Here is a 26,956-nt window from a genome sequence, read left to right as displayed (position 1 = left end):
CTTCCAGGCGGTCGACGTCGCCGGGCGGACCGGGTCAGGAGCCGAAGGTGGAGCGGCGTTCGCGCACGGCCGCCACCGTCTTCGCCACCTGGGCGTCGAAGGCGGTGAGCTGGGCGGTTTCGGCGTCGCTCGCGACGAACGCGCGGCGGTCGCAGGACGTGCCCGTGCGCCAGATCCGGTCGATCGCGCGGGTCGCGGTGATGTCCGCCAGGGGGTCGCCGGACACGAGCACCAGGTCCGCGCGCCTGCCGACGGCGACCCGTCCTCGGTCGGCGAGGCCGAACACCCGTGCTGGTTCGGCGGTGGCGGCGGTCAGGGCCTGGGTCGGGCTGAGGCCGCAGCGGACGAGGAGTTCCAGTTCGCGGTGCAGGCTCGCGCCGAAGACGGTGCCGGGGTTCGGGGCGTCGGTGCCCGCCAGCAGGGTGACCCCCGCGTCGGCCAGTCGGCGCACGTTGTCCTCGGCCCGCGAGTACGGCGGCATGGCCCTGCCGCTCCACCCCGAGGTGTCCGAGGTCAACCGGCGCACCCAGGCGTCCCCGAGCGCGTCGGCGAGCCGCGGGTCCGCCACGACTGCCGCGTCACCCTGCCCGCCGAGGGTGTTCTCGATGGTGGCCAGGGTCGGGCCGACCGCGATCCCGGCCGCGGCGATGCGGTCGACCAGGGCCTGGTCGAGTACGGCGTCGACGGGGATGTGGGCGACGACGTCGACACCGGCGGACACGACCTGGTCGAGACCGGCCGTCGAACTCACGTGCGCGACGACGACCAGGCCGCGGGCGTGCGCGGCGGTGACGAGCGCGTTGATGGTGTCGGAATCCAGTGACGGCCAGAGGCCTCCGACGCCGGAGATGACCTTCAGGTAGTCCGAGCCCTCCGCGATCCGGTCCGCGACGAACCGCTCGGCCTGGTCGGGGGCGGTCACCGTCGGGATCGGGGCGTACATCAGCGACGGGTGCCCGTCGGGTGCGGTGGCGCCGACACCCGAGGACCGCAGGTCGGCCACGTTCGCACGGGAGCCTGCCTGTTCCTTGGCGTTCGCCACCAGGTCGGGTTTGCTGAACATGTCCAGCACGGTCGTCACGCCGAAGGTCAACGACTGCGCGAGGGCGCCGGGCACGAGGTGCACGTGTGCGTCGATCAGGCCGGGGAGCACGGTCCCGCCGCCCGCGTCGACCACGTCGTCGCCCTCCTCGGCGGCCGACGTGGGCGAGCACGCGGTGATCACGCCGTCGGCGAACCGGACCGAGGTCCAGGCCCGCGACCTCGTCCCGTCGAACACCTTCGCGTTCACGATCGTCGTCGCCGAGGTCACGCGGGGAGTCTAGGGGCCGCGCTCGGGGCGCGTCCAGAGTGGACGGTCCTCTCGTCCTAGGTTGAGCCCGCTCTCAGCCGTCGGCCGATGTGGAGCGCCGGGAAGTGCTGTTCTCATTGTCCTCGTTCACCCCGAACGACGTCACCGTGCGACTCCCCAAGGGGCACCATCCTGATGCACAGCACCGATATCGCCACCTCGACCGAGTCCGCGGACACCGGCAGGTACCTGTTCGACAACGACACCGCGGACGCCGCGGACCAGGTCCAGTTGCTGGCCGCGATGCTCGACGGGCACACCACGTCCGTCCTCGACGAGTTGGGGATCTCCCGCGACTGGCAGTGCCTCGACCTCGGCGCGGGCGCCGGAACCGTCTCCACCTGGCTCGCCGACCGGCTCGGTTCGGCGGGGCACGTCACCGTCATCGACGAGAAACCCCAGCACGTTCCCGTCCACGACCGCGTCGAGGTCGTCACGGGGGACGTCAACACGACGGACTTCGGCCGGGACCGGTACGACCTGATCCACGCCCGGTTCCTGTTCATGCACCTGCCCCAGCGGGAACGCGTGATGGAGCGGGCGGTGGCCGCGCTCAAACCCGGTGGGGTGCTGGTGGTCACCGACTGCGACGCCAGCCGTCGCGGCGACATGCTCGTGGTGGCACCGGAACCCGTCGTGGACGCGTTCACCGCGTTCCAGGACGCCCTGACCGCCATCGGCGTGAGCAACGGGATGGACCCCGCGTGGGCGCGGCGGATCCCCGCCTCGATGCGCGCGGCGGGCCTCGTCGACGTGACCGCGCGGGTGTTCAACCGGCTCTGGGCGGGCGGGGAAGCCGGAATGCTGTTGCAGGACAGCATCAGCCGCCAGATCGAAGCGGGTCTGCTCGACCGGGGCGTGGACCTCCCCGCGCTCGACGTGCTGCGCGAGGGGATGCACGACCCGGACGTGTGGGCCTACTCGTGGCCGGTGTACACCGGTGTCGGTGTGCGCGCCGCCTGACCCGTCCCGGCGAAGTCGACCGAGCCGTTTCGACGGTCCAGGAGGCGGCGCACCAGCAGGACCGCCTCGACCCGGTTGCGGACACCGAGCTTGGTGAGGGCGTGCGAGACGTGGCTCTTCACGGTCGACTGCGACACGATCAGCCTCGCGGCCGTCTCCGCCGTCGACCAGCCCTGGGCCAGGAGGGTGAGCACCTCGAACTCGCGGCCCGTCAACGCGTCGATCAGGATCTCCGCGGCGGGGGACGCCGTCGGCGGGGGCGCGGCCGTCAGCGCCTGGAGGCCGCGCAGTTCGTCGGACAGGACGACGCAGCCCGACGCCACGGCTCGGACCGCCGCCGCGAGCCGGGTGATGCTGGTTTCCTTGACCAGGCACCCGGACGCCCGCGCGTGGAACACCTCGTCGAGCCGCTCCCGTGTCCAGCCCACGCCGAGGCAGAGGGTCCGCAGGCCGAGATCGGTGAACAGGCGCACGAGCCCGACCGCGCGGTCGTGGGAGGCGGAGATGACGGCGACGTGACCGGCGACTGGCCGGGTCCGCCCGTGGGCCGTCGCGTCGTCGGTGGATTCCACCACCCGGATTCCGCCGACCGCGGATAACGCCGCGCCCAACACGTACCTGGAAACCGGATCCTCGTCGAAGAGGACAACCTCGACCACGTGGTCCGCTGTGCCCCGCAGTGGTGAGGACGTGTCCGTGAGCGTCATCGCTTTTCCTTGTCGGGCTTCGCCTGGTCGATTTTCGCGAAATGGTGAGCGGTGAACTCGTGCGACGAAATGGGATGGTCGTGCGCGGGAACGGCGCAGGACTCGGGAACGGGTCCGGCGCGGGGCGGTCGAAGGAGGTGGGATTACCCCCGACGAAACAATACTACTTGGTCTTGTTCGGGGACCTTAGGGACTCGCAACGGCGTCCGCAACCTCCTCGTCGTGAGCGGGGGAAAAGAGCCTGATCACGTGTCGCCGGTCGTCGACAATGCGGAAGTGGTGATGGCGAACAGACCAAAGCGAATTGGTCTTGATGGAGTACTGTAAGATCCCGACGTGTCCGGGCAGCAATCGCGTGACCCCCGAGTCGAACGCAGTCGCACGGCGGTGCTCGCGGCCGTCGTGGAACTCCTGCGGGAACGGGGCCTCCCGTCGGTGACGATCGAGGCGGTGCTGTCCCGCTCCGGCGTTTCCCGCGCCACCCTGTACCGCCACTGGCCCACTCGCCGGGCGCTCCTGATCGACGGTCTCAACCGCCTCATGCCTCCTCCCCTCGAGGTGTTGGACCGGGGAACCGTGGAAGAGCAGTTGCGGTTCTTCGTCGACTCGCTCGCCAAGCAGCTCAGCGCGCACCCGTGGGCCACCGTCCTGCCCACGCTCCTGGACGAGGCGCGGCGGGACCCGGAGTTCGCGACGTTCATGCCCGCCTTCCTGGACGCGCGCCGCAGCACCCTGCGGACGGTGACGGCGAACGCGGCGCGGCGCGGGGAGCTGCGGGACGACATCGACAGCGCGGTCGCCATCGCGCAGATCAGCGGCCCGCTGCTCTACCGGCGCCTGGTCAGCGACGAACCCCTGGACGAGTACTTCTGCGACCAGGTGGCGACCGGTTTCCTCGCGACCTACCGGCCGATGTGACCCGCGATCGGAAACCGGTCGGTCCTCGTCGAAAGTGGAACTTCCGGGCGCGGGTCCCGCTGATCGAGACGGTTCCTGTGTCACGGCGGCCGCGGGTGCGACAGTGATCCCGCCCAGGGCTTGGACCTGATCCACGTGGTTCGCGCTTCATTTCCGGAGCGTGGTGCGCGGCGATTCTTCTGCTGCGCTCATTTGCTTTTCTAGAATGCTCTCGTCAGGTGTTCCGGTGGAATGCGGATATCGCCCTCGATTCACCTCTCAACCTAGGTTGAGACGAGTTTCAGCCGTTGGCCGATGTGAGCCGCGGGGGAGTGCTGATTAGCTTTCCTCATCCAATTGAACGACACGAGAGGCGAGATCGTGGACGCCTTGCTGGTTCTCACCGATTCCGAACGGGATCAGCTCGTCGAGGGGTTCGAGGCCGTCAAGGTCAGCCCTTACGACGACTACCGGACTTTCAGCGAACTCATTTCCGAGGTGGTGGTCGACGGCGAGGTTCCCGAACGGCTGCTGCGGGCCGCCGGCCGAATCCGGTCCGATCGGGCCGAGGGCGTCGTCGAGGCCCACGTGCTGCGCAACTGCCCGGTCGACGACGACCTGCCCGAGATCGGCAACGAGGACCCCTCGGCGGAGAAGAAGAAGCGGAAGACCACGTTCGTCGGCGAGGCCTTCCTGGAACTGCTGGCCCAGATCACCAGTACACCGCTGCTGGCCTACACGAACCGGTTCGGCGGGGACTTCTTCATCGACGTCGTCGCGATCAACAGGTACCTGGGCAAGCAGACCGGGTACAACGGCGGTGAGGTGGTCTTCCACAACGACCGCACGGCGCACCGCGTCCGCGCCGACTACATCACGCTCCTGGGCATGCGCTGCCCGGCCGAGGACCTGGTCTACACCGGCTTCGTCCCCGGCCTCAGGCTGCTCGCCGAGCTGCCCGCGGAGATCCGGCAGGTGCTGCGCGAGCCCTACTACGCGACCCCGTTCGACGTCGTCTCGCGGGACGCGAACGCGGACCTCGGCGAAGCCGTCGCCCACCCGATCCTGAGCGGGCGGTCCTCGTTGCGGTACCTCGACACGCACACCTCGACCACCGGCGACGCGCCGGTTGAGGCCAAGGACGCGTTGCTGGCGTTGAAGAACGCGTTGACCAGGGTGCCCAAGGACCGCCACCGGATGCAGAAGGGCGACGTGCTCACCTTCGCCAACCAGCACGGCCTGCACAACCGGGAGCAGATCGAGATCGCCGACGCGGAGAAGGCGCTCGGCCGCTGGCTGCTCAAGACCTACGCCTTCGCCGACCAGGCGGCGGCGGACGCGCACGGCGACGCCTGGATCGACGGGATACCGGGAAAAGTCGGCGACTAGCCGATGTCGTCAGCCCTCCACCGAAGGAGTCCAGTGACCACCAACGAAGCCCCACGGCGCGTCGGGATCTTCGACACGACGCTGCGCGACGGCGAGCAGGCTCCGGGCAACGCCATGTCCGCCGAGCACAAGCTGGAGTTGGCGCTGCGGATCGAGGCGTTGAACGTCGACGTCGTCGAAGCCGGGTTCCCCGCGTCCTCGCCCAACGACTTCACCGCCACCCGAACGATCGCGGAGGCGCTCAGCAGGGCTCAGGTGGCGACGTTGGCGCGGGCCCGCCGGGACGACGTCGAGACCGCCGTCCGGGCCGCGGGCACTCGCAACCACGTCCTCCAGATCCTGGGCACCGGCAGCGACATCCACCTGGAGCACAAGCTCGGGATCACCCGGCAGCAGGCGATCGACGACGCGGTGGACGCGGCCAGGTTTGCCGACTCGCTCGGCGTGGAGACCGTGTCCGTCGGGATCGAGGACGCGACCCGCGGCGACCCGGACTACCTGCGGCAGCTCACCGAGCGGGCGGTGGAGGCCGGGGCGCGCTACATCCCGGTCGCGGACACCTCCGGGTGCGCGACGCCCGAGGAGTTCGGCGAGCTGATCGCCAAGATCCGCGAGTGGGCGCCCGCGCCGGTGCGCGTCGGTGTGCACTGCCACAACGACTTCGGCCTCGCGACCGCCAACGCCGTCGCCGGGGTGCAGGCGGGCGCGGACGACGTCCAGGTCACGGTCGGCGGCATCGGTGAACGCGCGGGCAACACGGCGATGGAGGAGGTCTGCGCCCTGCTCGCGTACAAGGGCGAGGGGCTCGGCCTGGTCACAGAGGTCGACCTGGCGTCGATCTACGCCGTCTACGGCCTCCTCCGCGAGGTGATCCGCCTGGAGGAACCGCGCAACAAGGCGATCTTCGGCAGGTACGCGTTCGGCACGGCGGCCGGGATCCACCAGGCGGGCATGCTGCGGAACCCCGCGACCTACGAGTACGTCGAACCGGCCAGGTTCGGCCGGGAGCGGACCCTGCTGATCAGCAGGCACTCCGGCCGTGCCGTGCTCCGCCACCTGCTCACCGGCCTGGGCCTGGAGGTGGACGCCGACAAGCTGGACGAGGTCTACCGCGTCTACATCGCGGAGCGCGTCGAGAGCGACTGCGAGGACCTCTCGGTCCTCCGCGGCCGGTTGGAGGCCGACCTCGTCCCCGTGCTGAACGGCGGGCCGGCGACGTGACCGACCGCAGCGCCCCGGTGGTGGTCTGACGTGGCGAAGACCCTCGCGGCCAAGCTCTGGGAGGACCACGTCGTGCGCCCCCTCGGCGACGGCGCGGACCTGCTCTACGTCGACCTCCACGTGCTGCACGAGGTCAACACGCCAAGCGCGTTCGACGACCTGAGGGAGGCGGGCCGGACTGTCCGCCGCCCGGAACTGACCCTCGCGGTCGAGGACCACAACACGCCGACCAGGGACGGTGGGCAGGAGGACCTGGCGGGACGGAGGCAGCGCGACCTGATCCGGGCGAACTGCGCCGAGTTCGGCATCCGGCTGCACCGCCTCGGCGACGCCGACCAGGGGATCGTGCACGTCGTCGTCCCGGAACTGGGACTCGCCCGGCCGGGGATGACGATCGTCTGCTGCGACTCGCACACCTCGACGCTGGGAGCGCTGGGCGTGCTGGCGTTCGGGATCGGCACGGGCCAGGTCGAGCACGTGCTCGCCACCCAGACGCTGCCGATCCACCGGCCGAAGGACCTGGCGGTCGAGGTCTCCGGTGTGCTGCCGGACGGGGTGACCGCGAAGGACCTCGCGCTCACGCTGATCGCGCGGATCGGCACGGGCGGTGGTCAGGGCAGCGTCATCGAGTACCGGGGCAGCGCGGTCCGCGGCCTGTCGATGGAAGCCAGGATGACGCTGTGCAACATGAGCGTCGAGGCGGGGTCTCGTGCGGGGCTGATCGGCGTCGACGACGTCACGGTCGACTACCTGCGTGCGCGGGTGGAGGCCTTGGGCACGGGGGAGGACCTGGCGGACGCCGAGTCGAGGTGGCGCGAGATGCGCAGCGACGCCGACGCGCGGTTCGACGACGTCGTGCGCCTCGACGGCGCGAGCGTCCGCCCCAGGGTTTCCTGGGGGACCAACCCCGCGCAGAACCTGCCGCTCGACGGGCGGGTTCCGTCCAGAGTGGACTTCACGTCGGAGCAGGAGTGGTCCTCGGCCCAGCGATCCCTCGCGTACATGGGTTTGCGGCCCGGCCAGTCGATGCGCGACGTCGAGGTGGACACGGTCTTCGTCGGCTCGTGCACCAACGGGCGGATCGAGGACCTCCGTGAGACGGCGTCGGTCCTGTCCGGCCGCAAGGTCGCCGATGGCACTCGGTTGCTGATCGTCGCGGGCTCCGCCGCTGTCCGCCGCCAAGCCGTGGCGGAAGGCTTGGACGAGGTGTTCCGCGAGGCAGGCGCCGACTTCCGCACCGGCGCGGGCTGTTCGATGTGCTGCGGGCTGAACGAGGACCGGCTCGCTCCCGGCGAGCGCGCGGCGTCCACCAGCAACCGGAACTTCGAAGGCCGCCAGGGCAGGCGGTCCCGGACCCACCTCGTGTCACCCCGTGTCGCGGCGGCCACCGCGGTCACGGGTCGCATCACGGCACCGGAAGACCTATGAGCACCCCGACCAGCCACACCGGGACCGCCGTCCCGCTGCGGCGCGACGACGTGGACACCGACCAGCTCTCGCCCGCGCGGTTCGTCCCCTACTTCCGCCCGCACGGCTTCACGAACATCCTGTTCGCGGACTGGCGGTCGGACCCGGACTTCGTGCTCAACCGACCCGAGCACCAGGGGGCGAGTGTCCTCGTGGCCGGTCACGACTTCGGGACCGGGTCGTCGCGCGAGTCGGCCGTCTGGGCCCTCCAGAGCGCGGGGTTCCAGGTCGTCGTCGCGAGCGGTTTCGGCGACATCTTCCGGGACAACGCCACCACCAGGGGGCTCTGGACGGTCGAGGTCGACCACGACGTGGTCGAAGAGCTGTGGCGCGAGGTCGAGGCGGACCCGTGGCTGCCCGTCACCGTCGACCTGACCTCGCGGCGCCTCGGCTTCCGGGCGGCGGAGAGTCCGCTGAGGATCGACGATCCGCTGCTGCGCCGCCTGGTGCGGCCGGGAGACCGGATCGCCGAGACGCTGGCCCACGTCGCCGACATAGAGGAGTACGAGTCGAGCAGGATCTCGCGCGGGGACGAGGAGCGGGCACGGTGACCACGCTGGGGATCATCGGGGGCGGCCCCAGGGCCCTGAGCGTCCTGGAGCGGCTCGCCGTCCGGGCGACGGCGGCCGCCGAACCGGTGGAGGTCCACCTGATCGACCCCGTGCAGGTGGGCTGCGGCCGGGTGTGGCGCACGGACCAGCCGGACTGGTTCCTGATGAACACGGTGGCGGGCGAGATCACCGCCTTCTCCGGACCACCCGACTCCGGCCCGCCGCGTCCGGGCGCGGGGCCGTCCTTCGCGCAGTGGTGGGACCGGGTCGACCCGAGCCGCGCGCACGCCAACGACTACGCGCCACGTCGCCTCTACGGGCGCTACCTGCTCTTCCTCCTCGACGCCATCGAGCGGGCGCTGCCGACCTCGGCGAGGGTGCACCGGGTCACCGCGATGGTCGAGGACCTCCGCGAGCTGGGGCCCGGCGGGTACCGCCTCATCCTCGACGACGGGTCGGAGATCGACGTCGACCGTGCCGTCCTGGTCACCGGCCACGCGCGCCCGCGGCTGTCGGGGCACCTGCTCGACCTGCGGCGGTTCGCGCGGACCCGCCCGTCCCTGCGGTTCATCCCCGGTGACTCGGCGGCCGACATGCCGCTGTCCGCCATCCCGCCGGGCAGCGGCGTCGGTGTGATCGGGATGGGGTTGACCTTCTACGACGTGGTGGCCGCGTTGACGGTCGGGCGCGGCGGGAGGTTCGAGGAGTCGCCCGACGGCCTGGTCTACTCGCCCAGCGGCGAGGAGCCGTTCCTCGTCGCCGGTTCGCGCAGCGGAGTCCCGCAACCGGCCAGAGGCCGCAACCGAAAGCCCTCGGACTTCGCGCACCGGCCCGTCTTCTTCACCGAGGCCCTCGTCCGCTCCGACGCGAGCGCCGGACGGCTCGACTTCCGCGAGCACCTGCTACCGCGACTGATGGCGGAGGTCGACTTCGTCCACCGCGCCGCCGTGCTGCGTGAACGCTCCGGGCCAGCCGCCGCGGACGACTTCGTCGTGCGGGTACGGGAGAAGGGCGGCGCGTCCCTGTCCACACTGGACGAATGCGCGGCCGACTTCGGCGTCGCCGACGTGGAGAAGCTCGACTTCGACAGGTTGTCCTTCCCCTTCGCGGACCGGACGTTCACCGACCGGACCACCTTCGACGCCGCGCTGGTGAACGCTCTCGCCGCCGACGTCGACGAGGCCGAACGCGGCAACGTCGACTCGCCGGTCAAGGCCGCCCTCGACGTCCTGCGGAGCCTGCGCGCGACCATCCGCGAGCTGACGGACTTCGGCGGACTGCTGCCCGAGTCGCACCGGGCGGATCTCATCGGCTGGTACGCGCCGCGCAGCGCGTTCCTGGCCGCGGGACCGCCCTTGGTCAGGCTGCGGGAGACGAAGGCGTTGATCGAGGCCGGAGTCCTGCGCGTCATCGGCCCCCGTGCCCGGTACGCGGCCGACGCGGCCTCGGGGACGTTCCGCGTCTCCTCGCCGTGTGTGCTGGGCGCGTCCGTGGCGGTCGACACCGTCATCGACGCCCGGATCCCGTCGCCCGACGTCGGCGCCGACACCTCCCCGCTGTCCCGCGCCCTGCTGCGCCGGGGGCTGTGGCGGGAGTTCGTCAACGGCGGGACCTTCCACACCGGCGGCGTCGAGGTGACCCGGTCACCGTTCCACCCGGTCGGCGCCGACGGGCGGCCGGTGCGGGGCCTGTCCGTGCTGGGCATCCCCACCGAGCACTCCCGGTTCTTCACCCAGGTCGTCGCGACCGGTCCCGCGGGGTGGAGCGAGTTCATGCGCGACGCGGACGACGTCGCCCAGGACGTGCTGCGGCCCGTCGAACACCAGACCGACCACCCCCTGGCGATCGGAGGTCCCGCACGATGAGCCGCCCGGCACTGCTCGTCCTCGACATGGTCAACGAACTCGTCCACCCCGACGGGCACTACTCGCACGTCTGCCAGGAACAGGTCGCGAGCCGCGGGGTGATCGACCGCGCGAGGGTGGCCATCGACCGCGCCCGGCTCGCCGGGGTTCCGGTGATCTTCGTCGTGCTCGGCTACAGCGACCACTACGAGGACTGGCCATCGGGGTCGATCCTCTTCGGACCACCCGACCCGGAGCGCAGGTTCACGCTGGGGTCCTGGGGCACCCGTGTGCACGACGAGCTTGCTCCCCAACTCGGCGAGGACGTCGTCGTCAAGCAGCGGATCAGTCCTTTCCACGGCACGAACCTGGAACTCCTGCTGCGCGCCAGGAAGATCGACACGCTGCTCCTGGCCGGGGTCGCCACCGACCTGGTCGTTCTCCTGACCGCCCTGGAGGCGCACGACCTCGGGTTCGCGGTCGAGGTGCTGGAGGACACCACGGCCACCGCCAGCGAGCGGGTGCAGGACGCAGCGCTGCTCCTGGCCGCTCGCACAGCGGTGATCAGCAGCGTCGACCGGTCCCTTCCCCTGGCCGGACAGGACATCGCGTGAGCGCGCGGTCCGCTCCGGTCGCCACGTCCCTCGGTCGGTCGCCCACGGTCGCCCTCCTCGACGAGGTCGAACGCCAGAAGGCGGCGGGCGTCGAAGTGATCAACCTCAGTGGAGGGGAGCCGGACTTCCCGACACCCGAGCACGTCGTGCGCCCGACCGTCGCCGCGCTGGAAGCGGGCTTCACGCACTACACGTCGAGCCGCGGCCTGCCGGAACTGCGCGAGGCCATCGCGGGCAAGCTCCTCGCCGACAACGGCATCACCGCCGACCCCGCGACGGACATCATCGTCACGCCGTCCGCCAAGCACGGGATGTTCATCGCGCTCGCCGGTGTCATCGGACCGGGGGACGAGGTCTTGGTGCCCTCGCCCGCGTGGGTCAGCTACGCCCCGATGATCAGGCTGCTCGGCGGGCGGCCGGTCGACGTCCCGCTCGATCCGGGGGACCGGTTCGCGATCACCGAGGAGCGCCTCGCGGCCGCGATCACGCCGCGAACGCGGGCGGTGCTGGTCAACTCGCCGAACAACCCGACGGGCCGGATGCTCACCCGCGCCGAAGCCGACGCCGTCCTGCGCGTCGCCGACCGGAACGACCTGACCATCCTCACGGATGAGATCTACGAGCACATCCGGTACCGCGACCGACCCCACCTCAGCCTGGCCGCCCTGCCCGGCGGTCGCGGTCGGACCATCACCGTCAACGGGTTCTCCAAGAGCCACGCCATGACGGGCTGGCGGCTCGGTTACGTGGTGGGCCCGCCCGCCGTGATGAACGACGTCCTGAAGGTGCAGGAGCACACGGTCGGCTGTGCCTCTTCCTTCGTCCAACGCGGCGCGCTCGGCGCGTTCACCCCCGAGTCCCGCGCCTCCGTCGAGGAGATGGTGGCGAGCTACGACGCGCGCCGCGAGTACGTCGTCGACGCGCTGAACCGGATTCCCGGCCTCGTGTGCCCCGACCCGGAGGGCGCCTTCTACGTCCTGCCGGACCTCTCCCGGTTCGGCTTCGGTTCGGCGCAGGAGGCAGGCGCCTGGCTGCTCGAGCACAGCGGTGTCGTGGTCACCCCCGGCAACGCCTTCGGCCCCACCGCCGAACACCACGTCCGGCTGTCGTTCGCGACGTCACCCCGCCTGTTGGCGGTGGCGATCGACCGGCTCGGCACCGCGTTGGCGGCCAGGGGAGGGTGACCTCGTGACGTCGACGGTCCTTCCTCCGGCCCGTGAGCGGGAGGGAGGACCGTCGAGGTCGTTACCGGGTGAGACTCGCGATCATGGCGTCGGCCATGGCACCGCTCGACGCCGGGTTCTGGCCGGTGAAGAGGTTTCCGTCGGTCACGGTGTACTGGAGGTAGGCGGGGCCTCCGGAGTGCTTTGCGCCCATTTCCCGAAGTCTGGTGGCCAGCAGCCAGGGGGCGCCGTCGGCGGTGCCGAACAACTGCTCCTCCTCGTCGGTGAAAGCGGTCATCTCCCGGCCCGCGAACACCCACCGGCCGTCGGAGTCGATGGCGGACAGCAGGGCGGCCGGGCCATGGCAGACGGCTCCGATGAGCTTGTCGGACGAGTTCGCGGCGGTGAGCAGGCGGCCGAGGTCGGGGTCCTGGTGGAGGTCTACCACCGGCCCGTGCCCGCCGGGCAGGACGACCGCGACGTAGTCGTCGACGTCGACCTCGTCGAGCTTGAGCAGCGGACCGAACTCGCGCAGGGCCTTCTCGGCGTGCCGCACGTGGTGCGCGCAGTTCGGTCCGGCGATGGCGGGGTCGGCGCTGTGCTGGTCCAGCGGTTGGAGGACCCCGCCCGGAGAGGCGAAGTCGACCTGGAACCCGGCGGCCACGAACTTCTCGTGCGGTGCGGCGAGTTCCTCGGCCCAGTAGCCGGTCGGGTACAGCGATCCGTCGGTGCGCTCCCAGGCGTCGGCGGCCGACATGACGATCAGGATCTTGCTCACGAGCGGGTCCTTCCAGTGGGTGTCACGCGGTGGGGAAGTCGGTGGCGGCCACGGTGGGCGCGACGGCGTCGAGGTTGGCGCGCAGGGCGTCGACCTTGGCGGTTGCGTAGGCGTGGGCGTCCGAGCCGAGGAGTTGGCGCAGCGGACCTCCACCGCCGACGACCCGGTCGATGATCGCCTCCGCGCCCTTGGCCGGGTCGCCGAGCTGGGAGCCCTGCAACGCCTGGTGGTCGGCGGTCATCTCGCGGATCGACGGGTAGGCCTCGGTCGTGGTGGCGGGCAGCGCGAGCGAGTCCTCCGCGAGGAAGCCGGTGCGGAAGTAGCCGGGTTCGACGATGGTGACCTCGACGCCGAAGGGGGCGACCTCGGCCGCCAGGGCCTCGCTGAGGCCCTCCACGGCGAACTTGCCCGCGCAGTAGAGCCCCCAGCCCGGTGCGGCGGTCAACCCGAGCACCGACGACACGGTGACGACGTGGCCGCTCTCCTGGGCGCGCAGGATCGGCAGCGCGGCGCGCAGCACGTTCCACACACCGACGACCTGGACGTCGAGCATGTCGCGGACCTCGCGGTCGCTGGTCTCCTCCACCGCGGCCAGGAAGCCGTAGCCCGCGTTGTTCACGACGACGTCCAGACCTCCGAAGTGGTCGCGCGTCCGGTGCACGGCCTGGGTGACGGACTCGCTGTCACGCAGGTCGACGGCCAGCGGCAGCAGGGTCGAGGTGTCGACGCCGGTACCGAGCGCGGCGAGCAGCCGGTCGGTCGAACGGGTCGTCGCGGCGACGTGGTCGCCCCGGTCGAGCAGCTTCTCGACCAGTTCGAGGCCCAGGCCGCGGGAGGTGCCGGTCACGAACCAGGTCGCGGGTCGATCAGTCGGGAAGCTCATCGTCGTCCTCACACTCGGGATCTCGGGAACCGGTGGGTTCCGGCGCAGTTCAAGCCTGGCGCGGGAGAACGGGCCGTGGACGCGCATCTCGCGCCCTGCGCGACCTCGGACCCGGCTGCCTAGGACTCGGAGGTCCAGTCGGGAGCGGACGGTGTCGGGGACAATGGGACCGTGGCACGAACCAACCGCGAACTCGCCGACTTCCTGCGCCGGGCCCGGAGCCAGGTCGACCCGTCACGGGCCGGTCTGCCGCTGGACGGGCGCGTGCGCCGCGTGCCGGGCCTGAGGCGTGAGGAGGTCGCGCTGCTGGCCGGGGTGTCCACCGACTACTACGCCCGGCTCGAGCAGGGCAGGCGCATCACGCCCTCGGTCGCCGTGGTCGAGGCGATCGGCCGCGCTCTCGAACTCGACGCCGCGGGCCGCGCCCACCTCGAAGACCTCATTGGGCTGACCACGTCCGCGGCACCTCGTCGGCCTCGCGGCGTGCAGCGCGTCCGTCCGGGTCTCTACCAGCTCCTGGACTCCCTCGACGGCGAGCCGGTGCTCGTGCTGGGGCGGCGCACCGACGTACTGGCCGCCAACCGGATGGCGAAGGCGCTGTTCGCCGACTTCGAGCGGATGCCGGTGAGGCAGCGCAACTACGCGCGCTGGATGTTCCTCGACGAGCGGGCCCGGTCGCTGTTCGTGGACTGGCGGGACCAGGCCCGTGCCGCGGTCGAGAGCCTCCGGTTCGACATCGGCCGCGACCCCGACGACGCCGCCACGGCCGCGCTCGTCGCGGAGCTGCGCGACCAGAGCCGCGACTTCGACCAGTGGTGGGAACAGCACCGGGTGCACCAGCGCACGCACGGTTCCAAGCGGCTGCACCACCCCCTGGTCGGGGACCTGACCGTCGAGTACGAGTCGCTCAGCCTGCCGGACGACCCCGACACCACCCTGTTCGTCTACACCACCGAGGCCGGGTCGTCCTCGCGGCGGGCCATGGACCTGCTCGCGAGCTGGACGGGGTCCGAGCAGGACGTCCGGCTGGACGACGTGAGCGGCCCCGCCACCTAGAGGCCCAGCGCCACGTACTTGACCTCGAGGTACTCGTCGATGCTCCCGGTGCCGCCCTCGCGGCCGAGACCGGACTGCTTCACCCCGCCGAACGGCGCGGCGGGATCGGACACCAGGCCCCGGTTCAGACCGACCATTCCGGACTGGAGCCGCTCGGCGATCCTGACGGCCCGGCCGATGTCACGGGTGTAGAGGTAGCTCACGAGGCCGAAGTCGGTGTCGTTGGCCAGGCGGACGACGTCCTCCTCGTCGGTGAAGGTGGTGATCGGCGCGACCGGTCCGAAGATCTCCTCCCTCGTCAGCCGGGCGGAGGCCGGGACGTCGGTCAGCACGGTCGGCGGGTAGAAGTACCCGGCCGTGTCCGGAACCTCCGCGGTGGAAACGATCCTGGCGCCACGGGCGACCGCGTCGTCGACCAGTTCGGCGACCCGGTCGCGCTGGACGGCGTCGATCAACGGTCCTACCTGGACACCGTCGTCGACACCCCGTCCCACGGCCAGCGCGGTCATGCGGGCGGTCAGCTCGCCCACGAACTCCTCCGCGACGTCGGCGTGCACGTAGAACCGGTTGGCGGCGACGCACGCCTCACCGATGTTGCGCATCTTGGCGATCATCGCGCCGTCCACGGCGGCGTCGACGTCGGCGTCCGCGCAGACGATGAACGGCGCGTTGCCGCCCAACTCCATCGACGTGCGGAGCACCTTGGCGGCGGCCTTCTCCAGCAACACCTTCCCCACCGCCGTCGATCCGGTGAACGACAGCTTCCGCAGCCGTCCGTCGCCGAGCAGGGGAGCGGTGACCGGGCCCGCGGCGGTCGTCGGCACCACGTTGAGCACCCCGTCCGGCAGACCCGCCTCGACCAGCACCTCGGCGAGCGCCAGCGTGGTCAACGGGGTCTGCGCGGCGGGCTTCACGACCATCGTGCAGCCCGCGGCGACGGCGGGCCCGATCTTGCGGGCGGGCATCGCCAGCGGCGCGTTCCACGGCGTGATCAGCAGGCAGGGGCCGACGGGCTGGCGCATGGTGACGATCCGGCCGGTGCCAGCGCTGTCGGTCCGCCACTCCCCGGAGATCCGGGCGGCCTCCTCGGAGAACCACCTCAGGTAGTCGGCGCCGTAGGCCACCTCGGCGCGCGACTCGGCCAGTGACTTGCCCATCTCCAGGGTGATCAGCAGCGCGATCTCCTCGGTGCGCTCGACGAGCAGGTCGTGCGCGCGGCGGAGGACCTCGCCGCGCTCGCGGGGCGCCACCGCGGCCCACGCCTCCTGGGCGGCAGCGGCGGCGTCGAGGGCGGCCATCGCGTCCTCCGGCGACGCGTCCGAGACCTCGCACAGCGTCGCGCCGGTCGCGGGGTCCTCCACCGCGAACGTCCGGTCCGCGGTCGCGGCCCGCCACCGTCCCCCGATGAGAAGCCGCTTGGGGACGCGCCGGACCGCCGCGGCGGCGGAAGTGTTGCTGTCCATCGAGTTCCTCGCTGTTCCTGTCCACTCGTGCCCGGTCACCGACGATGGAACCAGCACGGGAGTCGTCGCGGTCGCCCAAAACAGGGTCTGGTGAACCTGTGTTCGGCGGTCCTGGTCCCGCGAGGGCCTGTTGTGCGCGCCCGTGGGCGGAATGCCCGGCGGACACTGGGCGCATGAAGCGGAGTCTGCGGTGACGTACCGAGGAAGGTCCCAGTTCTCCCTGCTCACCCACCTCGCGGGTGACGAGGAGCAGGTGGAGGTGTTCTCCGAGCTCGGCGCGGTCGAGAGCTGGCTCGCCGCCGAGCGCGCCCTGGCACGCGCCCAGGCCGAGCACGGCGTGATCAGCGAGGCCGACGCGGACGCGGTCGCCCGCGCCGCCGTGGTCGGCACCCTCGACCTCGACGCGCTGTGGGCGACCGCCCGGACCGTCGGCTACCCGATCCTCGGGCTGGTCCGGCAGATCAGCGCGGCGCTGCCCGACGGGCCGGACGGGCGCGTGCACTACGGCGCCACGACGCAGGACGTCATGGACACCGGTCTGGCCTTGCAGATGGCCCGTTCGGTGGCCGCGCTGGACCGTCGGCTCGGCCAGGTCGGCGACGCCCTCGCCAGCAGGGTCGTCGAGCACGCCCGCACCGTGATGGCCGCCCGCACGCACGCCCAGCAGGCTGTTCCCACCACGTTCGGCGCCACCCTCGGGACCCTGCTCGCGCAGTTCACCCGGCAGCGCGCGCGACTGGCCCAGGCGGTGCCGCGGATCGCCGTGGTCTCGCTGTTCGGCGCGGGTGGCACGGCGGCGGCGCTCGGCCCGCGGTCGGCCGCGATCAGAGCGAGCATGGCCCGTGAACTGGGGTTGGCCCACACCGACGTGCCGTGGCACGTCGACCGGGACGGCGTCGCCGAGTTCGGCTGGCTCTGCACGACGATCACCGCCACCTGCGCCCGGCTGGCCCGCAACGTCGTCGACCTGTCCCGGACCGAGATCGGCGAGGTCTTCGAGCCGTTCGAGAGCCACCGCGGCGCGTCCTCGACGATGCCGCAGAAGGTCAACCCGATCTCCTCGGAGATCGTCATCGGGCTGACCGGCGCGGCCGGTGCGCTGGTGTCCTCCTTGGCACGGGCGCAGGAGGCGGGGCACGAGCGGTCCGCAGGGGAGTGGCAGACCGAGTGGCAGGTGGTGCCGCAACTAGCGGTGCTGGCGGGCAGCGCGCTGACCGAGACGCTGACCGTGGTGCGCGGGATGAGGGTCGACGCCGATCGGATGCGCGCCAACCTGGAGCAGGACGGCGGTTCGGTGATGGCCGAGGCCTGGATGATCTCGCTGGCGGCGGTGATGGGGCGGGAGCACGCGCACGACCTGGTCTACGAGGCGTCCGCACGGGCCCGCCGCGCCAACCGCGCGCTGGCCGACGTGCTGCCGGAGGTCGCGGACGAGCGCGGACGGCGTGACCTGCTACCCGATCCGCCCCTCACCGCGGACGACTACCTGGGGGAGGCCGTCCGGATCGCCGACGCGGCGGTGAGCGGCTGGTCGGCGACGACCGCCCTCGACCTCGCCGTCGCGCCGCCTGCGGAACTGGCCAGGTGAACGGCGGCGGAACCCGGACGAGCCGCGTGCGCCCGACCGGTGCGCGCGGCAGGCGCCGGGGGAGGTGGTCGCCTGCCGTCCGCACGTCGGCGCGGACGGCAGGCGGACTCGGGCTAGCAGGTGGTGTTCTCGTGGGTGCCGCTGGTGAGGAACGCCGTCACGGCGTCGTCGCCGCACGGGTTGCCGTTGGCGAGGTAGGAGCCGTGGCCGCCCGCGTCCACGGTGACCATCCGGGCCCGGTGGCCGAGCGCCTCCAGCATCCTCACCGCCCCGGCGTAGGGGGTGGCCGGGTCGCGGAGGTTCTGGACCAGCAGGATGTTCTCGGGTCCGTGGGACGTGACCGTCACGGGCTTCTCGGCTCGGTACGGCCAGAACGCGCACGCCATGATGTTGACGGGCATGCCGGCGGTCAACGGGAACTCCCGCCGGTTCTCCGCGACGGCTCGGGCGTAGTGGTCGACGGACCTCGGCCAGTCCACGTCGTTGCACCCGGTCGCGGTCAGCACGGCGTAGCCGTTCTGGAACTGGGCGGGTGGCGGCACCGGGATGGAGGGCGGACCGCCCGCCATGATCTGGGCCAGCAGCGGGAAGTTCGCGTCGCTGTAGAGCGCGGCGAACATGGCGGCCCGCAGGTAGTTCCCGGTGACGCCCGGCCGGGGGTTCTCGTCGAGCGCGGCGGCCAGGTCCAGGTAGGTGGACGTCACGGCGTCAGGCGTGGCACCGAGACCGTAGGTGTCGTCGCGTTCCGCGGCCCAGACGGCGAAGTCGGGGAACCGGTCCCGCGCGCCGATCGCGAAGTTGTTGAGCCACCCGCGTTCCAGCATCCGGGGGTCGGGATCGTCGTTGCTGTCCAGCACGACCCGGTCGGTGCGCTCCGGGAACATCGTCGCGTAGACCGCGCCGACGTAGGTCCCGTAGGACACGCCCCAGTAGGACAGTGCCCGCTCATCGAGCGCCTGCCGGATCCGGTCGATGTCCCTCGCCTCGTCGCGGGTGCTGATGTGCCGCATCAGCTCGCCGCCGTTCTCGCCGCACGCCCGCGCGACCCGCTTGGCCTTGGCGACGCTCTCGGTGATGTCGCCACCCACTCCCGGCCACGGCAGGAACCCTTGCGGGTCGGCGTCCGCGCCCGTCAGGTCGCACGTCACCGGCGTGCTCCGGCCGACCCCGCGAGGATCGAAGCCGACCAGGTCGTAGCGGTCCAGCACCTCCTGGGGCAGCCTCGACCCGTGCGTGGTCGGCCGGGATAAACCGGGGTTCCCCGGCCCGCCGGGGATCAGCAGCAGGACACCCCGCCGCGACCCCGGCTTCGCCGTGCGGATCCGGGAGATCGCCAACGAAATCGTTTTCCCCCTTGGCTTCCGGTAGTCCAGGGGAACCTCGACGGTGGCGCACTCCTGTGCAGGCGCACCGGAACACGCCGACCACTCGGGGCGCGTCTCGCGCGCCTGCGCCGCGGGCGCCGACACACCGGCGGCCGCCATGACCATCACCAAGACGCAACTGGTTCTTCGCATGCCCCAGCGTCTCCAGCCGGGGTCGCGCACACCATCCGGCGGGCCGGTTCGGCCGTGGTGGGGCTGGCCCCACCCGTGGTCGCGTCACCAGGTGACGGGAAGCGATTCCAGCCCGTAGACGGCGTTGTAGGAGCGGAACGCGATCTCGTCGTCGGGCTTGGCGAGCGCGAGGGTCGGGAAACGCCGGAGCAGCGCGGGAAAGGCGACCCGCATCTCCAAGCGGGCCAAGGGGGCGCCGAGGCAGTGGTGCACGCCGTGGCCGAATCCGAGGTGGCCGGGAGCGCCGCGGGTGATGTCGAGGCGGTCGGGGTCGTCGACGAGGGCGTGATCGCGGTTGGCGCTGGGGAATGCGAGGACGACGGCGTCCCCGGCGCGCATCCGGACGCCCGCGAACTCGAAGTCGGTGGCGGCGGTGCGCTGGACACCGGTGTGGACGACGGACAGCCAGCGCATCAGCTCCTCGACGGCCGGGTTCACGGCGGCGGGGTCGTCGCGCACCAGCGCGAGCTGGTCGGGGTGGCGCAGCAGCGCCAGCGTGCCCAGGGCGAGCATGTTGGCGGTGGTCTCGTGGCCCGCGACCAGCAGCAGCAACGCGATCCCGGTCAGCTCCTCGGTGGTGAGGTCGGTGCTGTGCTCGCGGATGAGCAGACCGAGCAGGTCGTCACCGGGATCGCGTCGCGCCCTGGCCACGAGCCCGGCGAGGTAGCCGTGCAGTTCGGCCAACAGGGTCAGGCGTTCCTGCTCGGGGAGCCTGAGGTCCATCTGCTTGTTGCTGCGGTGCAGGAACTCGTCGCGCTCGTCCCACGGCACGCCGAGCAGCTCGCAGATCACCAGCGACGGGACCGGGAGGGCGAAGTCGGCGACGAGGTCGGTCGGTGCCCCGCGCCGTTCCATGGCCTGGAGGTGGGACTCCACGATCTGCTCGACGCGCGGGGTGAGGTCCCGCATCCGGCGGACGGTGAACTGCCCGGTGAGCATGCGGCGCAACCGCGTGTGGTCCGGCGGGTCGTAGGTGAGCAGGTTGCCGGTGGCCACCGCCCGCTGCGCGTCACTGGCCTGGTCGAAGCCCGGTACGGGTCCGGCGTTGCTGAACAGGGTCGGCTCCGACAGCGCGGTCTTGACGTCCTCGTAGCGGGTGATCAGCCACGCCGTCTCCCCGAACGGTGTCGTCGTCCGGGAGATCCGCTCCTGGTCGCGCAGCGCGAGCAGTTCCGGCGTCGGGTCGAAACCGTTGCGGCGCATGGGCAGCGGCAGCTCGGGCGTCGGCGTCGGTTCGGCCTTCGCCTGGTACGGGCAGGTTTCGGTCATGGAGCAACTCCTGGGGCGGTGACGTCGACGACGAACGCGGGCGGGGATTCCGCGCGGTGGACCGCTGTGCTGACGGCCGGGGGCCGTGACGGCGAGCGGGTGGGGCACCGTTGCGCTCGTGTGATCGACTTTAGCTCCGCAACCAGAGGACGGACTCCGATCCACCGGAAGTGAGAGACATGGCGGAAGAACCGACGCACCTGTCCGGTCGTCGTGCGGGTCTGCGCGCCGACGCCGCGTCCAACCGGACCCGGATCCTCGAAGCCGCCCGCGCCGCGTTCGCGCAGCGCGGGATCGACGTCCCCCTGTCGACGATCGCCCGCCGAGCCGGTGTCGCCACCGCGACCCTGTTCCGCAGGTTCCCCACCAAGCGGGACCTGGTGGTCGAGGTGTTCGCCGGACAGGTCAGGACGTGCGAGGCCATGGTCGCGACCGCGCTCGCCGATCCCGACCCGTGGCACGGGTTCTGCGGCCTGCTGGAGTCGGCGCGCGTGATCCAGCTCGGTGACCGCGGCTTCACCCACGCCTTCCTGGCCGCCTACCCGGAGGTGCTGCACGACGACGGGCGGGTCACGATCGAACGCGACTTCGCCGAACTCGTCCGCCGCGCCAAGGCGACGGGCAGGCTGCGCGCCGACTTCTCGTCCCGAGACCTGCCGCTGATCCTGCTCGCGCAGATGGGCGTCACGGCCACCCCGCCGGAGATCGCGGAGGCGGCGTCCCGCCGTGTCCTGGCCTACCTGATCCAGTCCTTCGACACGTCCTCCGGAACCGACCCCGCCCGTGCGCTCCCACCACCTCCGGCGGTGGACATCCAGACGGTGATCGACGTCCGACAGCCCTAGCCCGAGCGGTCACCGCCACGCCGTGGCGAGGGTTTCGGTCCTGGTGGAACTGGACAAGGGGGGCTGCCCGGTGAGGTCAGCGCAGCCACCGGGTGTGGTGGACGAGGGGTAGTTTCGCCCACACCCGGCCGAGGCCCCAGGTGTCACCCGCCGCCGTGCAGGCCAGGACGACGGCCGCGACGGCGTAGACCACGTGGTAGTCGATCAGCGGGTTGCTGGAGCCGCTGGGCTCGCCGGCCGACGTGTGCTGGGCGGGTGGCCACTCCGCGGCCCACATCATCAGCATCATCAGGGTGGTGGAGGCGGCGGCGACGCGCAGGCCGACGCCCAGCACCAGCGCGACGCCGATGGCGAGCAGGCCGAGCATGAACAGGAGGTCGGCCCACCAGGCGCCTGCCCACCCGTGGAAGGTGGACTCCAGGGGACCGACGGCGACTTGGCCGAGGAACCCCTTGGTGGGCGAGCCCCCGTTGAACCAGGCGCGTTCGGAGGCCGTGCTGTAGCCGAGGCCGAACGCCTTGTCCACGAAGGCCCACAGGAAGACCAGGCCGGTCGTGACGCGCAGGACCGCCAGCGCTCGATCGGCCGGGACGGTCGTCCGGCCCTCCTGCGAGGTGTGGCGGGACTTGCCCGGGATCTGTTCGGTGGACATGATTCCTCCTTGGTCTCGTTCGGTTGGCCGACAAGGACTTTGTCGGCCTAGCTCTTCGCGCTGCCGAGTTCGGGGGAGACCGGGGACGTGCGACGTGCCCGCCTGCCGATCACCACGACGGGGCTCGACCGCTGCCGCAGGACCGCGCGGGTGATCGACCTGACCAGCGCCCCGCGGACGGCGCCTCCGCGTCGCGACCCCAGGACGACCATCGAGCCGAAGTGGGCGTGCCACGCCAGCGCGCTCCACGCCGACGTGCCGAGGACCTCGGTGTGCACGGGAACGTCGGGGTGGAGCGCGGTGAACGCGGTGAGCACCTCGTCCAGGTCGTCGGCCGGTCGCCGGGAGGGTTCGCACCGCACCAACCGGACGCCCGTGCCCAGCTTCTCGGCCTCGGTGAAGGCGAACTCCAGCTTCCGCGCGGTCCTCTCCGGGTGGTGGACCCCGACGACCACCGGTGCCGCGGAGTCGTGCCACACCGCGTTCGGCGGGACACTGATCACCGGGCACCGAGCGAGCGCGCTCAAGGCGGTCACCACCGAATCGCCGTCTCCCGCGTCGGCGACGACGATCGAGTGGGCGTGCTCGGACTCGGTGAGCAGCGCGTCCCCGATCGCCTCCGCCATCAGCCGGTGCTCGACCAGCAGACCGGGGAACGCGGCGCGGAGTTCGTCCACGACGGCCGGGACGCGCGGTGCGACGTGCAGGACCCGCAGCGACGATCCGCGCCGGTCGGCGTACGCGGCCGCCCACCGGATCGCGTCCGGGTGCGGTGTGGCCATGACCACGACCGGTTCCGCGCGGTCTTCCATCGAGTTCCTCCGAGGTGTGCTGTCGAACCGGGTTCGATCACCTGACGGGTTCCACTGTCGTCGGTCCCGTTCGAGGCGCACACGGACGAAGGTCCTCTGGTAGCAGGGACGTTCACCGCGTCACGAGGACATCAGTCCCGGTAGGCCTCCGTGGTGTTCTTCGGACCGCGCAGGGTGATGTGGACGAACAGCGCCGCCATGACGAGGGCACCCGTCCACAGTGACCGCTGCCAACCCTCCACAAAGGAGTGCTGAGCGGCGTCGACGATCTGCGGCGCGTACGGGCCGGTGCTGCCCGAGACCTCGACGGCGTTGGCGACGCCTTCGCGCGCGGTGTCCGCGGCGGCCTGGGGGACGCCGTCCAGCCGGTCGTCGATCGAGTCGCGGTAGCCCGCGGACAGGAGCGCGCCCAGCAGGGCGACGCCCAGCGCGGTGCCGAACTCGCGGGTGATGTCGTTGAGCGCGGAGGCGACGCCCTGCTGCTCGCGCGGCAGCGAGCCGGTGATGGCCACGGTGGAGGGCGTCATGGACAGGCCCATGCCCACGCCCGTGGCGAGCAGGCCCGGCAGGATGCTCGGGTAGCCGCCCTCCACGGTGACGAACAGCGCCATCAGCGCCAGGCCCGTGCCCGCCAGCGCGATGCCCGCGGTCATGGTCGAGCGGGCGCCGACGCGCGCGGCCATCCTGGGGGCCAGACCGGAGGCCACCATCATCATGACGGCCATCGGCATCATGGCCGCCGTCGACAGCAGGCCCGACCAGCCGAGCACGGCCTGGAAGAACGGGAACAGGACCACGCCGATGCCCGCCTGGACGCCGAAGACCACCAGCAGCGTGATCGAGCCACCGGCCAGGCCGCGGTCCCGGAACAGGCGCACGTCCAGCAGGGACGCGTCCCGGCGGTGCAGCTCCCAGGCGACGAAACCGGCGCTCGCGAGGAGGCCGACGGTGATGCCGGTCAGCGTCGCGGGGGCGGTCCAGCCGCGTTCGGGCCCTTCTTGCAGGACGAAGATGAGGCTGGTGACGGCGACGGCGGAGACCACCGCGCCGATCGTGTCGAAGGGGTGGGCCGAGCGCTCGCGGGAGTCGGGCACCGACCTCAGCGTCAGGACCAGTGCCACGACGACCAGGAACACCGGCAGCGCGAACAGCCACCGCCAGTCGGCGACGTCGACGAGGAGCGCGGACAGGAACATGCCCAGGACGCCGCCACCCCCGGCGACGCCGGTCCAGACGCCGATCGCCCTGCCGCGCTGGTCCTCGGGGAAGGTGGAGGTGATGACGGCGAGGGTGATCGGCATGATCATCGCGGCACCGGCACCGCCCACCACGCGGGCCGCGATCATGACCTCGGCGGTCGGGGCCGCGGCCGCCACGACGTTGGCGACACCGAAGACGACGAGTCCGGCGACCAGCACGGGCTTGCGGCCCAGGCGGTCACCGATCGCGCCGAGCGGCAGCAGCAGCGCGGCCAGGGGCAGGGTGTAGCTGTTGATGATCCAGAGGACCGTGCTCTGCGAGGCCTCGAACTCGACGGCCAGGTGGGTCTGGGCGACGTTCAGCCCGGAGACCGACGCGATGACGGCCATCAGCGCGGTGGAGACGGCGATCAGGACGGCGCGCAGGTGACGCGCGTCCGGCGTGCCGGTCTCCCGCGCTCGCTGGTTCGTGCTCATGGGTTCCTCTCGAGGTGCGGCGTCGGGCCTTGCGCTCGACGTTAACCCCGAGTTGCGCAATGGGCATACACTGTTGCTTATGACGCAAGAAGATGGCGCGCTGGACAGCCTCGTGCGCAAACGCATCCGCGCGTTGAGGGTGGCGCAGGGCTTGTCGCTGGAGGAGTTGGCCGTCCGCGCCCACCTCAGCCAGTCCTCGTTGAGCCGCATCGAGAACGGTCAGCGCCGCTTGGCGCTCGACCAGCTCGTCACGCTCGCCCGAGCCCTCGACACCACCCTCGACCAACTCGTCGAGAACGCCGCGGACGAGGTCGTCGTCAGCCCCATGAGCCACGGCGCCCACGGTCTGAGCTGGCCGATGAAGGGCGACCCGGCCATGAGCGTCATGCGGCGACGCCTGACCGAACCGCCGCCGGACAACCTCTCCAGGATGCGCGCCCACCCCGGCCGCGAATGGCTCCTGGTGCTGTCGGGCACCGCGATCCTGCTGCTGGGCGACCGCCGCTTCCGCGTCGGCACGAACCAGGCCGCCGAGTTCCCGACGATGATGCCGCACGCCGTCGGCGCCGAGAGCGGCCCGTGCGACGTCCTGTTCATCTTCGACCGCGACGCCCGCCGCGGACATCGCGAGCCCGACGACGGCGAGGCGCGACAGCAGTGAGACGGGCCCGCGCTGGGCGGTTTGCGCTCGGCGGCGCCCAGCCGACCGAGACGCTCGCTGGTCATCCGGCCACCCTCCGCGCCAAGCTGGACCTGCGCGGTCGGGGCGACGTCGCGCTCTGGGCGACCAGGACGGCGTGTCCGACCGATCCGTGACGTGACACCGGAGGAGGAGCGATGAACCCCGCTGGCAGGTCGATCCCCGAGCAGTGGACCACCGGTCGCACGGTGGTGCTGACCGACGTGCACGCGATCAGCATGGACGACCGGATCGGTGACTTCGTCGGGGACGTCGTCATCGACGGCGACACCATCCGCGACCTCGGTCCCGGCGCGGGCGCCGATCGGCCCGACGACGCGCTGGTGATCGACACCGGTGGCGCGATCGTGATCCCCGGCCTGGTCGACGGGCACGTGCACGCCTGGGAGGGCGCGCTGCGCGGGGTGTCGCCCGACAGCGACTTCATGGCCTACCTGACCCTCACCCACGCGACGCTGGCCCCGCTGATGAGCCCGGACGACGTCGCCACCGGCGAGGCCCTCACCGCCGCGCGGGCGCTCGACCAGGGCGTGACCACGATCGTCGACAACAACCACAACGTCCGCTCGCGGGAACACGCCGAAGCCGCCATCGCGGCGTTGCGGGACTCGGGCATCCGCACCGTCTTCGCCGCCGGCGTCGGCGTGCGCCAACCGGACGGCCACCTCTTCCCGCTGCTGCGCGAGCTGCGTGCCGCCCACGACGACGACATGACCCGGATCAGGTTGATGCAGGCCTTCCCCACGCTGGACGGCTGGAGGTTCGCGGTCGAGCACGGGATGGGCGCGGTCGCGGAGATCGGCGGCCGGATGCCGAACCTGGACGCCTACCTGGACAGCGGCCTGCCGAACCCGTCGTTCACGCTCAACCACTGCTCCGGGCTGTCCGACGAGCAGTGGACCCGCGTCGCGGACTCCGGCGTCGCCGTGGCCCTCGCTCCGCGCTCGGACCCCCACTACGGGCTCGGTGTCGCGGCGCCCGTCCTCCAGGCGGAACGGGCGGGCGTGCAGGTGGCGTTGAGCAGCGACAACGAGTTCGAGTACGGCTACCACCTGTTCGAGGAGATGCGCCAGTTGATGAGCGTGCAACGGGGCGCGTCGTTCGCGGCGATCCAGGCGGGGGAGCAGGACGTGCCACGTCCGTGGGGTGTGCGGGACGCGTTGCGCGCCGCCACGGTCGGCGGCGCGCTCGCGGCCGACCTCGCGGGCCGCGTCGGCGTCCTCGCGCCCGGCGCGAAAGCGGACCTGGTGCTGCTGAACACCGACCGCCTCCGGCCCATCGCCTCGGAACTGGGTGCCGCGGTCAGCTACGCCACCGTCCGGGACGTGGACGCGGTGATCGTCGACGGCCGCCCGCGCAAGTGGGCGGGAGAGCTGGTCGGCGTCGACCGGGCGGACCTGGTGCGGCGAGGCGAGAACAGCCGCGACCGCTTACTGGCGCGGGTCGGCCGGTCCGTAGAGGACCTCCGGTTCGAAGGGCGGTTGGTGCTCGACCGGTAGCCCGAACGCCGA

The 26,956-nt window shown here is 71.6% G+C and carries 24 protein-coding genes; 14 read left to right on the top strand and 10 right to left on the bottom strand.

Features of this window, described 5'->3' with window-relative positions; all coding sequences use genetic code 11:
- Positions 1–34: 34 nt before the first annotated feature.
- Positions 35–1,312 carry an amidohydrolase family protein gene (locus NZH93_RS08560; protein WP_259622419.1) on the bottom strand — a complete coding sequence of 426 codons (1,278 nt, stop codon included), beginning with the start codon at positions 1,310–1,312 and terminating at the stop codon, positions 35–37.
- A gap of 174 nt (positions 1,313–1,486) precedes the next feature.
- Between NZH93_RS08560 and NZH93_RS08555 the strand changes: the two genes are divergently transcribed.
- A complete protein-coding gene (locus NZH93_RS08555; RefSeq protein WP_259622418.1) occupies positions 1,487–2,314 on the top strand; it encodes a class I SAM-dependent methyltransferase in 828 nt (275 codons plus the stop codon).
- Here NZH93_RS08555 and NZH93_RS08550 read toward each other — a convergent pair.
- Entirely contained in the window at positions 2,269–3,021 is a 753-nt protein-coding gene (locus tag NZH93_RS08550) for a helix-turn-helix transcriptional regulator (protein WP_259622417.1), read from the bottom strand. The genes NZH93_RS08555 and NZH93_RS08550 overlap by 46 nt on opposite strands.
- Positions 3,022–3,357: 336 nt before the next feature.
- Between NZH93_RS08550 and NZH93_RS50555 the strand changes: the two genes are divergently transcribed.
- From NZH93_RS50555 to NZH93_RS08510, 8 genes are all read left to right on the top strand, one after another.
- Positions 3,358–3,939 carry a TetR/AcrR family transcriptional regulator gene (locus NZH93_RS50555; RefSeq protein WP_259622416.1) on the top strand — a complete coding sequence of 194 codons (582 nt, stop codon included), beginning with the start codon at positions 3,358–3,360 and terminating at the stop codon, positions 3,937–3,939.
- A 336-nt stretch (positions 3,940–4,275) separates the two neighbouring features.
- A complete protein-coding gene (locus tag NZH93_RS08540) occupies positions 4,276–5,307 on the top strand; it encodes a TauD/TfdA family dioxygenase (RefSeq protein ID WP_259622415.1) in 1,032 nt (343 codons plus the stop codon).
- 33 nt (positions 5,308–5,340) lie between these two features.
- Positions 5,341–6,528, top strand: coding sequence for a LeuA family protein (locus tag NZH93_RS08535; RefSeq protein ID WP_259622414.1), 1,188 nt, complete (start codon positions 5,341–5,343; stop codon positions 6,526–6,528).
- A gap of 30 nt (positions 6,529–6,558) precedes the next feature.
- The gene (leuC, locus tag NZH93_RS08530) at positions 6,559–7,956 is read left to right on the top strand and encodes a 3-isopropylmalate dehydratase large subunit (protein ID WP_259622413.1); all 1,398 of its coding nucleotides are present in this window, start codon (positions 6,559–6,561) and stop codon (positions 7,954–7,956) included.
- Complete coding sequence (locus tag NZH93_RS08525) at positions 7,953–8,546, top strand: 3-isopropylmalate dehydratase small subunit (RefSeq protein WP_259622412.1); 594 nt, start codon at positions 7,953–7,955, stop codon at positions 8,544–8,546. Before leuC ends, NZH93_RS08525 begins: the two co-directional genes overlap by 4 nt.
- Positions 8,543–10,411 carry an FAD/NAD(P)-binding protein gene (locus NZH93_RS08520; protein WP_259622411.1) on the top strand — a complete coding sequence of 623 codons (1,869 nt, stop codon included), beginning with the start codon at positions 8,543–8,545 and terminating at the stop codon, positions 10,409–10,411. Before NZH93_RS08525 ends, NZH93_RS08520 begins: the two co-directional genes overlap by 4 nt.
- Positions 10,408–11,004, top strand: coding sequence for a cysteine hydrolase family protein (locus NZH93_RS08515; protein ID WP_259622410.1), 597 nt, complete (start codon positions 10,408–10,410; stop codon positions 11,002–11,004). Before NZH93_RS08520 ends, NZH93_RS08515 begins: the two co-directional genes overlap by 4 nt.
- A complete protein-coding gene (locus NZH93_RS08510) occupies positions 11,001–12,188 on the top strand; it encodes a pyridoxal phosphate-dependent aminotransferase (protein WP_259622409.1) in 1,188 nt (395 codons plus the stop codon). Before NZH93_RS08515 ends, NZH93_RS08510 begins: the two co-directional genes overlap by 4 nt.
- 61 nt (positions 12,189–12,249) lie before the next feature.
- On the opposite strand, the gene NZH93_RS08505 is transcribed toward NZH93_RS08510, so the two are convergent.
- Together NZH93_RS08505 and NZH93_RS08500 are read right to left on the bottom strand one after the other, a co-directional pair.
- A complete protein-coding gene (locus NZH93_RS08505; protein WP_259622408.1) occupies positions 12,250–12,945 on the bottom strand; it encodes a type 1 glutamine amidotransferase domain-containing protein in 696 nt (231 codons plus the stop codon).
- A gap of 22 nt (positions 12,946–12,967) precedes the next feature.
- Positions 12,968–13,828: an SDR family NAD(P)-dependent oxidoreductase gene (locus NZH93_RS08500; RefSeq protein ID WP_259622407.1), complete on the bottom strand. Its 861-nt coding sequence runs from the start codon at positions 13,826–13,828 to the stop codon at positions 12,968–12,970.
- Between the two features lie 171 nt (positions 13,829–13,999).
- Between NZH93_RS08500 and NZH93_RS08495 the strand changes: the two genes are divergently transcribed.
- A complete protein-coding gene (locus NZH93_RS08495) occupies positions 14,000–14,884 on the top strand; it encodes a helix-turn-helix domain-containing protein (RefSeq protein ID WP_259622406.1) in 885 nt (294 codons plus the stop codon).
- On the opposite strand, the gene NZH93_RS08490 is transcribed toward NZH93_RS08495, so the two are convergent.
- Positions 14,881–16,347: an NAD-dependent succinate-semialdehyde dehydrogenase gene (locus tag NZH93_RS08490; RefSeq protein WP_259622405.1), complete on the bottom strand. Its 1,467-nt coding sequence runs from the start codon at positions 16,345–16,347 to the stop codon at positions 14,881–14,883. The two genes, NZH93_RS08495 and NZH93_RS08490, sit on opposite strands and share 4 nt — an antisense overlap.
- A 190-nt stretch (positions 16,348–16,537) precedes the next feature.
- Between NZH93_RS08490 and NZH93_RS08485 the strand changes: the two genes are divergently transcribed.
- Positions 16,538–17,935: a lyase family protein gene (locus tag NZH93_RS08485; RefSeq protein WP_259622404.1), complete on the top strand. Its 1,398-nt coding sequence runs from the start codon at positions 16,538–16,540 to the stop codon at positions 17,933–17,935.
- Positions 17,936–18,048: 113 nt separating this feature from the next.
- On the opposite strand, the gene NZH93_RS08480 is transcribed toward NZH93_RS08485, so the two are convergent.
- Together NZH93_RS08480 and NZH93_RS08475 are read right to left on the bottom strand one after the other, a co-directional pair.
- A complete protein-coding gene (locus tag NZH93_RS08480; RefSeq protein ID WP_259622403.1) occupies positions 18,049–19,452 on the bottom strand; it encodes an alpha/beta hydrolase in 1,404 nt (467 codons plus the stop codon).
- Positions 19,453–19,536: 84 nt separating this feature from the next.
- Complete coding sequence (locus tag NZH93_RS08475) at positions 19,537–20,760, bottom strand: cytochrome P450 (protein ID WP_259622402.1); 1,224 nt, start codon at positions 20,758–20,760, stop codon at positions 19,537–19,539.
- A gap of 179 nt (positions 20,761–20,939) precedes the next feature.
- On the opposite strand from NZH93_RS08475, the gene NZH93_RS08470 reads away from it, so the two are divergent.
- On the top strand, positions 20,940–21,605 hold the full coding sequence (locus tag NZH93_RS08470; protein WP_259622401.1) for a TetR/AcrR family transcriptional regulator: 666 nt from the start codon (positions 20,940–20,942) through the stop codon (positions 21,603–21,605).
- Between the two features lie 76 nt (positions 21,606–21,681).
- On the opposite strand, the gene NZH93_RS08465 is transcribed toward NZH93_RS08470, so the two are convergent.
- The 3 genes from NZH93_RS08465 to NZH93_RS08455 all read right to left on the bottom strand — a co-directional run bounded on the left by NZH93_RS08465 (position 21,682) and on the right by NZH93_RS08455 (position 24,745).
- A complete protein-coding gene (locus NZH93_RS08465; RefSeq protein ID WP_259622400.1) occupies positions 21,682–22,257 on the bottom strand; it encodes a DoxX family membrane protein in 576 nt (191 codons plus the stop codon).
- A gap of 47 nt (positions 22,258–22,304) precedes the next feature.
- Complete coding sequence (locus NZH93_RS08460; RefSeq protein ID WP_259622399.1) at positions 22,305–23,069, bottom strand: adenine nucleotide alpha hydrolase family protein; 765 nt, start codon at positions 23,067–23,069, stop codon at positions 22,305–22,307.
- A 131-nt stretch (positions 23,070–23,200) separates the two neighbouring features.
- Complete coding sequence (locus NZH93_RS08455; protein WP_259622398.1) at positions 23,201–24,745, bottom strand: MFS transporter; 1,545 nt, start codon at positions 24,743–24,745, stop codon at positions 23,201–23,203.
- A gap of 79 nt (positions 24,746–24,824) precedes the next feature.
- Here NZH93_RS08455 and NZH93_RS08450 point away from each other — a divergent pair, with 79 nt between their 5' ends.
- Positions 24,825–25,406, top strand: a complete 582-nt coding sequence (locus NZH93_RS08450) for a helix-turn-helix domain-containing protein (RefSeq protein ID WP_259622397.1) — start codon at positions 24,825–24,827, stop codon at positions 25,404–25,406.
- Between the two features lie 176 nt (positions 25,407–25,582).
- Positions 25,583–26,944 (top strand): amidohydrolase family protein, encoded by a 1,362-nt coding sequence (locus tag NZH93_RS08445; protein WP_259622396.1) that lies wholly within the window; start codon positions 25,583–25,585, stop codon positions 26,942–26,944.
- Positions 26,945–26,956 lie beyond the last annotated feature (12 nt).

Origin of the sequence: Umezawaea endophytica (genome assembly GCF_025061645.1) — a bacterium.
GTDB classification, from domain to species: Bacteria; Actinomycetota; Actinomycetes; order Mycobacteriales; family Pseudonocardiaceae; genus Umezawaea; species Umezawaea endophytica.
This window is presented reverse-complemented; position numbering and strand designations above follow the sequence as displayed.

Bases quoted from the DNA above. Each gene is read 5' to 3' on its own strand.
- NZH93_RS08555 (WP_259622418.1), top strand. From the start codon at position 1,487: ATGCACAGCACCGATATCGCCACCTCGACCGAGTCCGCGGACACCGGC.
- NZH93_RS08550 (WP_259622417.1), bottom strand. From the start codon at position 3,021: ATGACGCTCACGGACACGTCCTCACCACTGCGGGGCACAGCGGACCAC.
- NZH93_RS08525 (WP_259622412.1), top strand. From the start codon at position 7,953: ATGAGCACCCCGACCAGCCACACCGGGACCGCCGTCCCGCTGCGGCGC.
- NZH93_RS08515 (WP_259622410.1), top strand. From the start codon at position 10,408: ATGAGCCGCCCGGCACTGCTCGTCCTCGACATGGTCAACGAACTCGTC.
- NZH93_RS08500 (WP_259622407.1), bottom strand. From the start codon at position 13,828: ATGAGCTTCCCGACTGATCGACCCGCGACCTGGTTCGTGACCGGCACC.
- NZH93_RS08490 (WP_259622405.1), bottom strand. From the start codon at position 16,347: ATGGACAGCAACACTTCCGCCGCCGCGGCGGTCCGGCGCGTCCCCAAG.
- NZH93_RS08480 (WP_259622403.1), bottom strand. From the start codon at position 19,452: ATGCGAAGAACCAGTTGCGTCTTGGTGATGGTCATGGCGGCCGCCGGT.
- NZH93_RS08475 (WP_259622402.1), bottom strand. From the start codon at position 20,760: ATGACCGAAACCTGCCCGTACCAGGCGAAGGCCGAACCGACGCCGACG.
- NZH93_RS08470 (WP_259622401.1), top strand. From the start codon at position 20,940: ATGGCGGAAGAACCGACGCACCTGTCCGGTCGTCGTGCGGGTCTGCGC.
- NZH93_RS08465 (WP_259622400.1), bottom strand. From the start codon at position 22,257: ATGTCCACCGAACAGATCCCGGGCAAGTCCCGCCACACCTCGCAGGAG.
- NZH93_RS08460 (WP_259622399.1), bottom strand. From the start codon at position 23,069: ATGGAAGACCGCGCGGAACCGGTCGTGGTCATGGCCACACCGCACCCG.
- NZH93_RS08455 (WP_259622398.1), bottom strand. From the start codon at position 24,745: ATGAGCACGAACCAGCGAGCGCGGGAGACCGGCACGCCGGACGCGCGT.
- NZH93_RS08450 (WP_259622397.1), top strand. From the start codon at position 24,825: ATGACGCAAGAAGATGGCGCGCTGGACAGCCTCGTGCGCAAACGCATC.
- NZH93_RS08445 (WP_259622396.1), top strand. From the start codon at position 25,583: ATGAACCCCGCTGGCAGGTCGATCCCCGAGCAGTGGACCACCGGTCGC.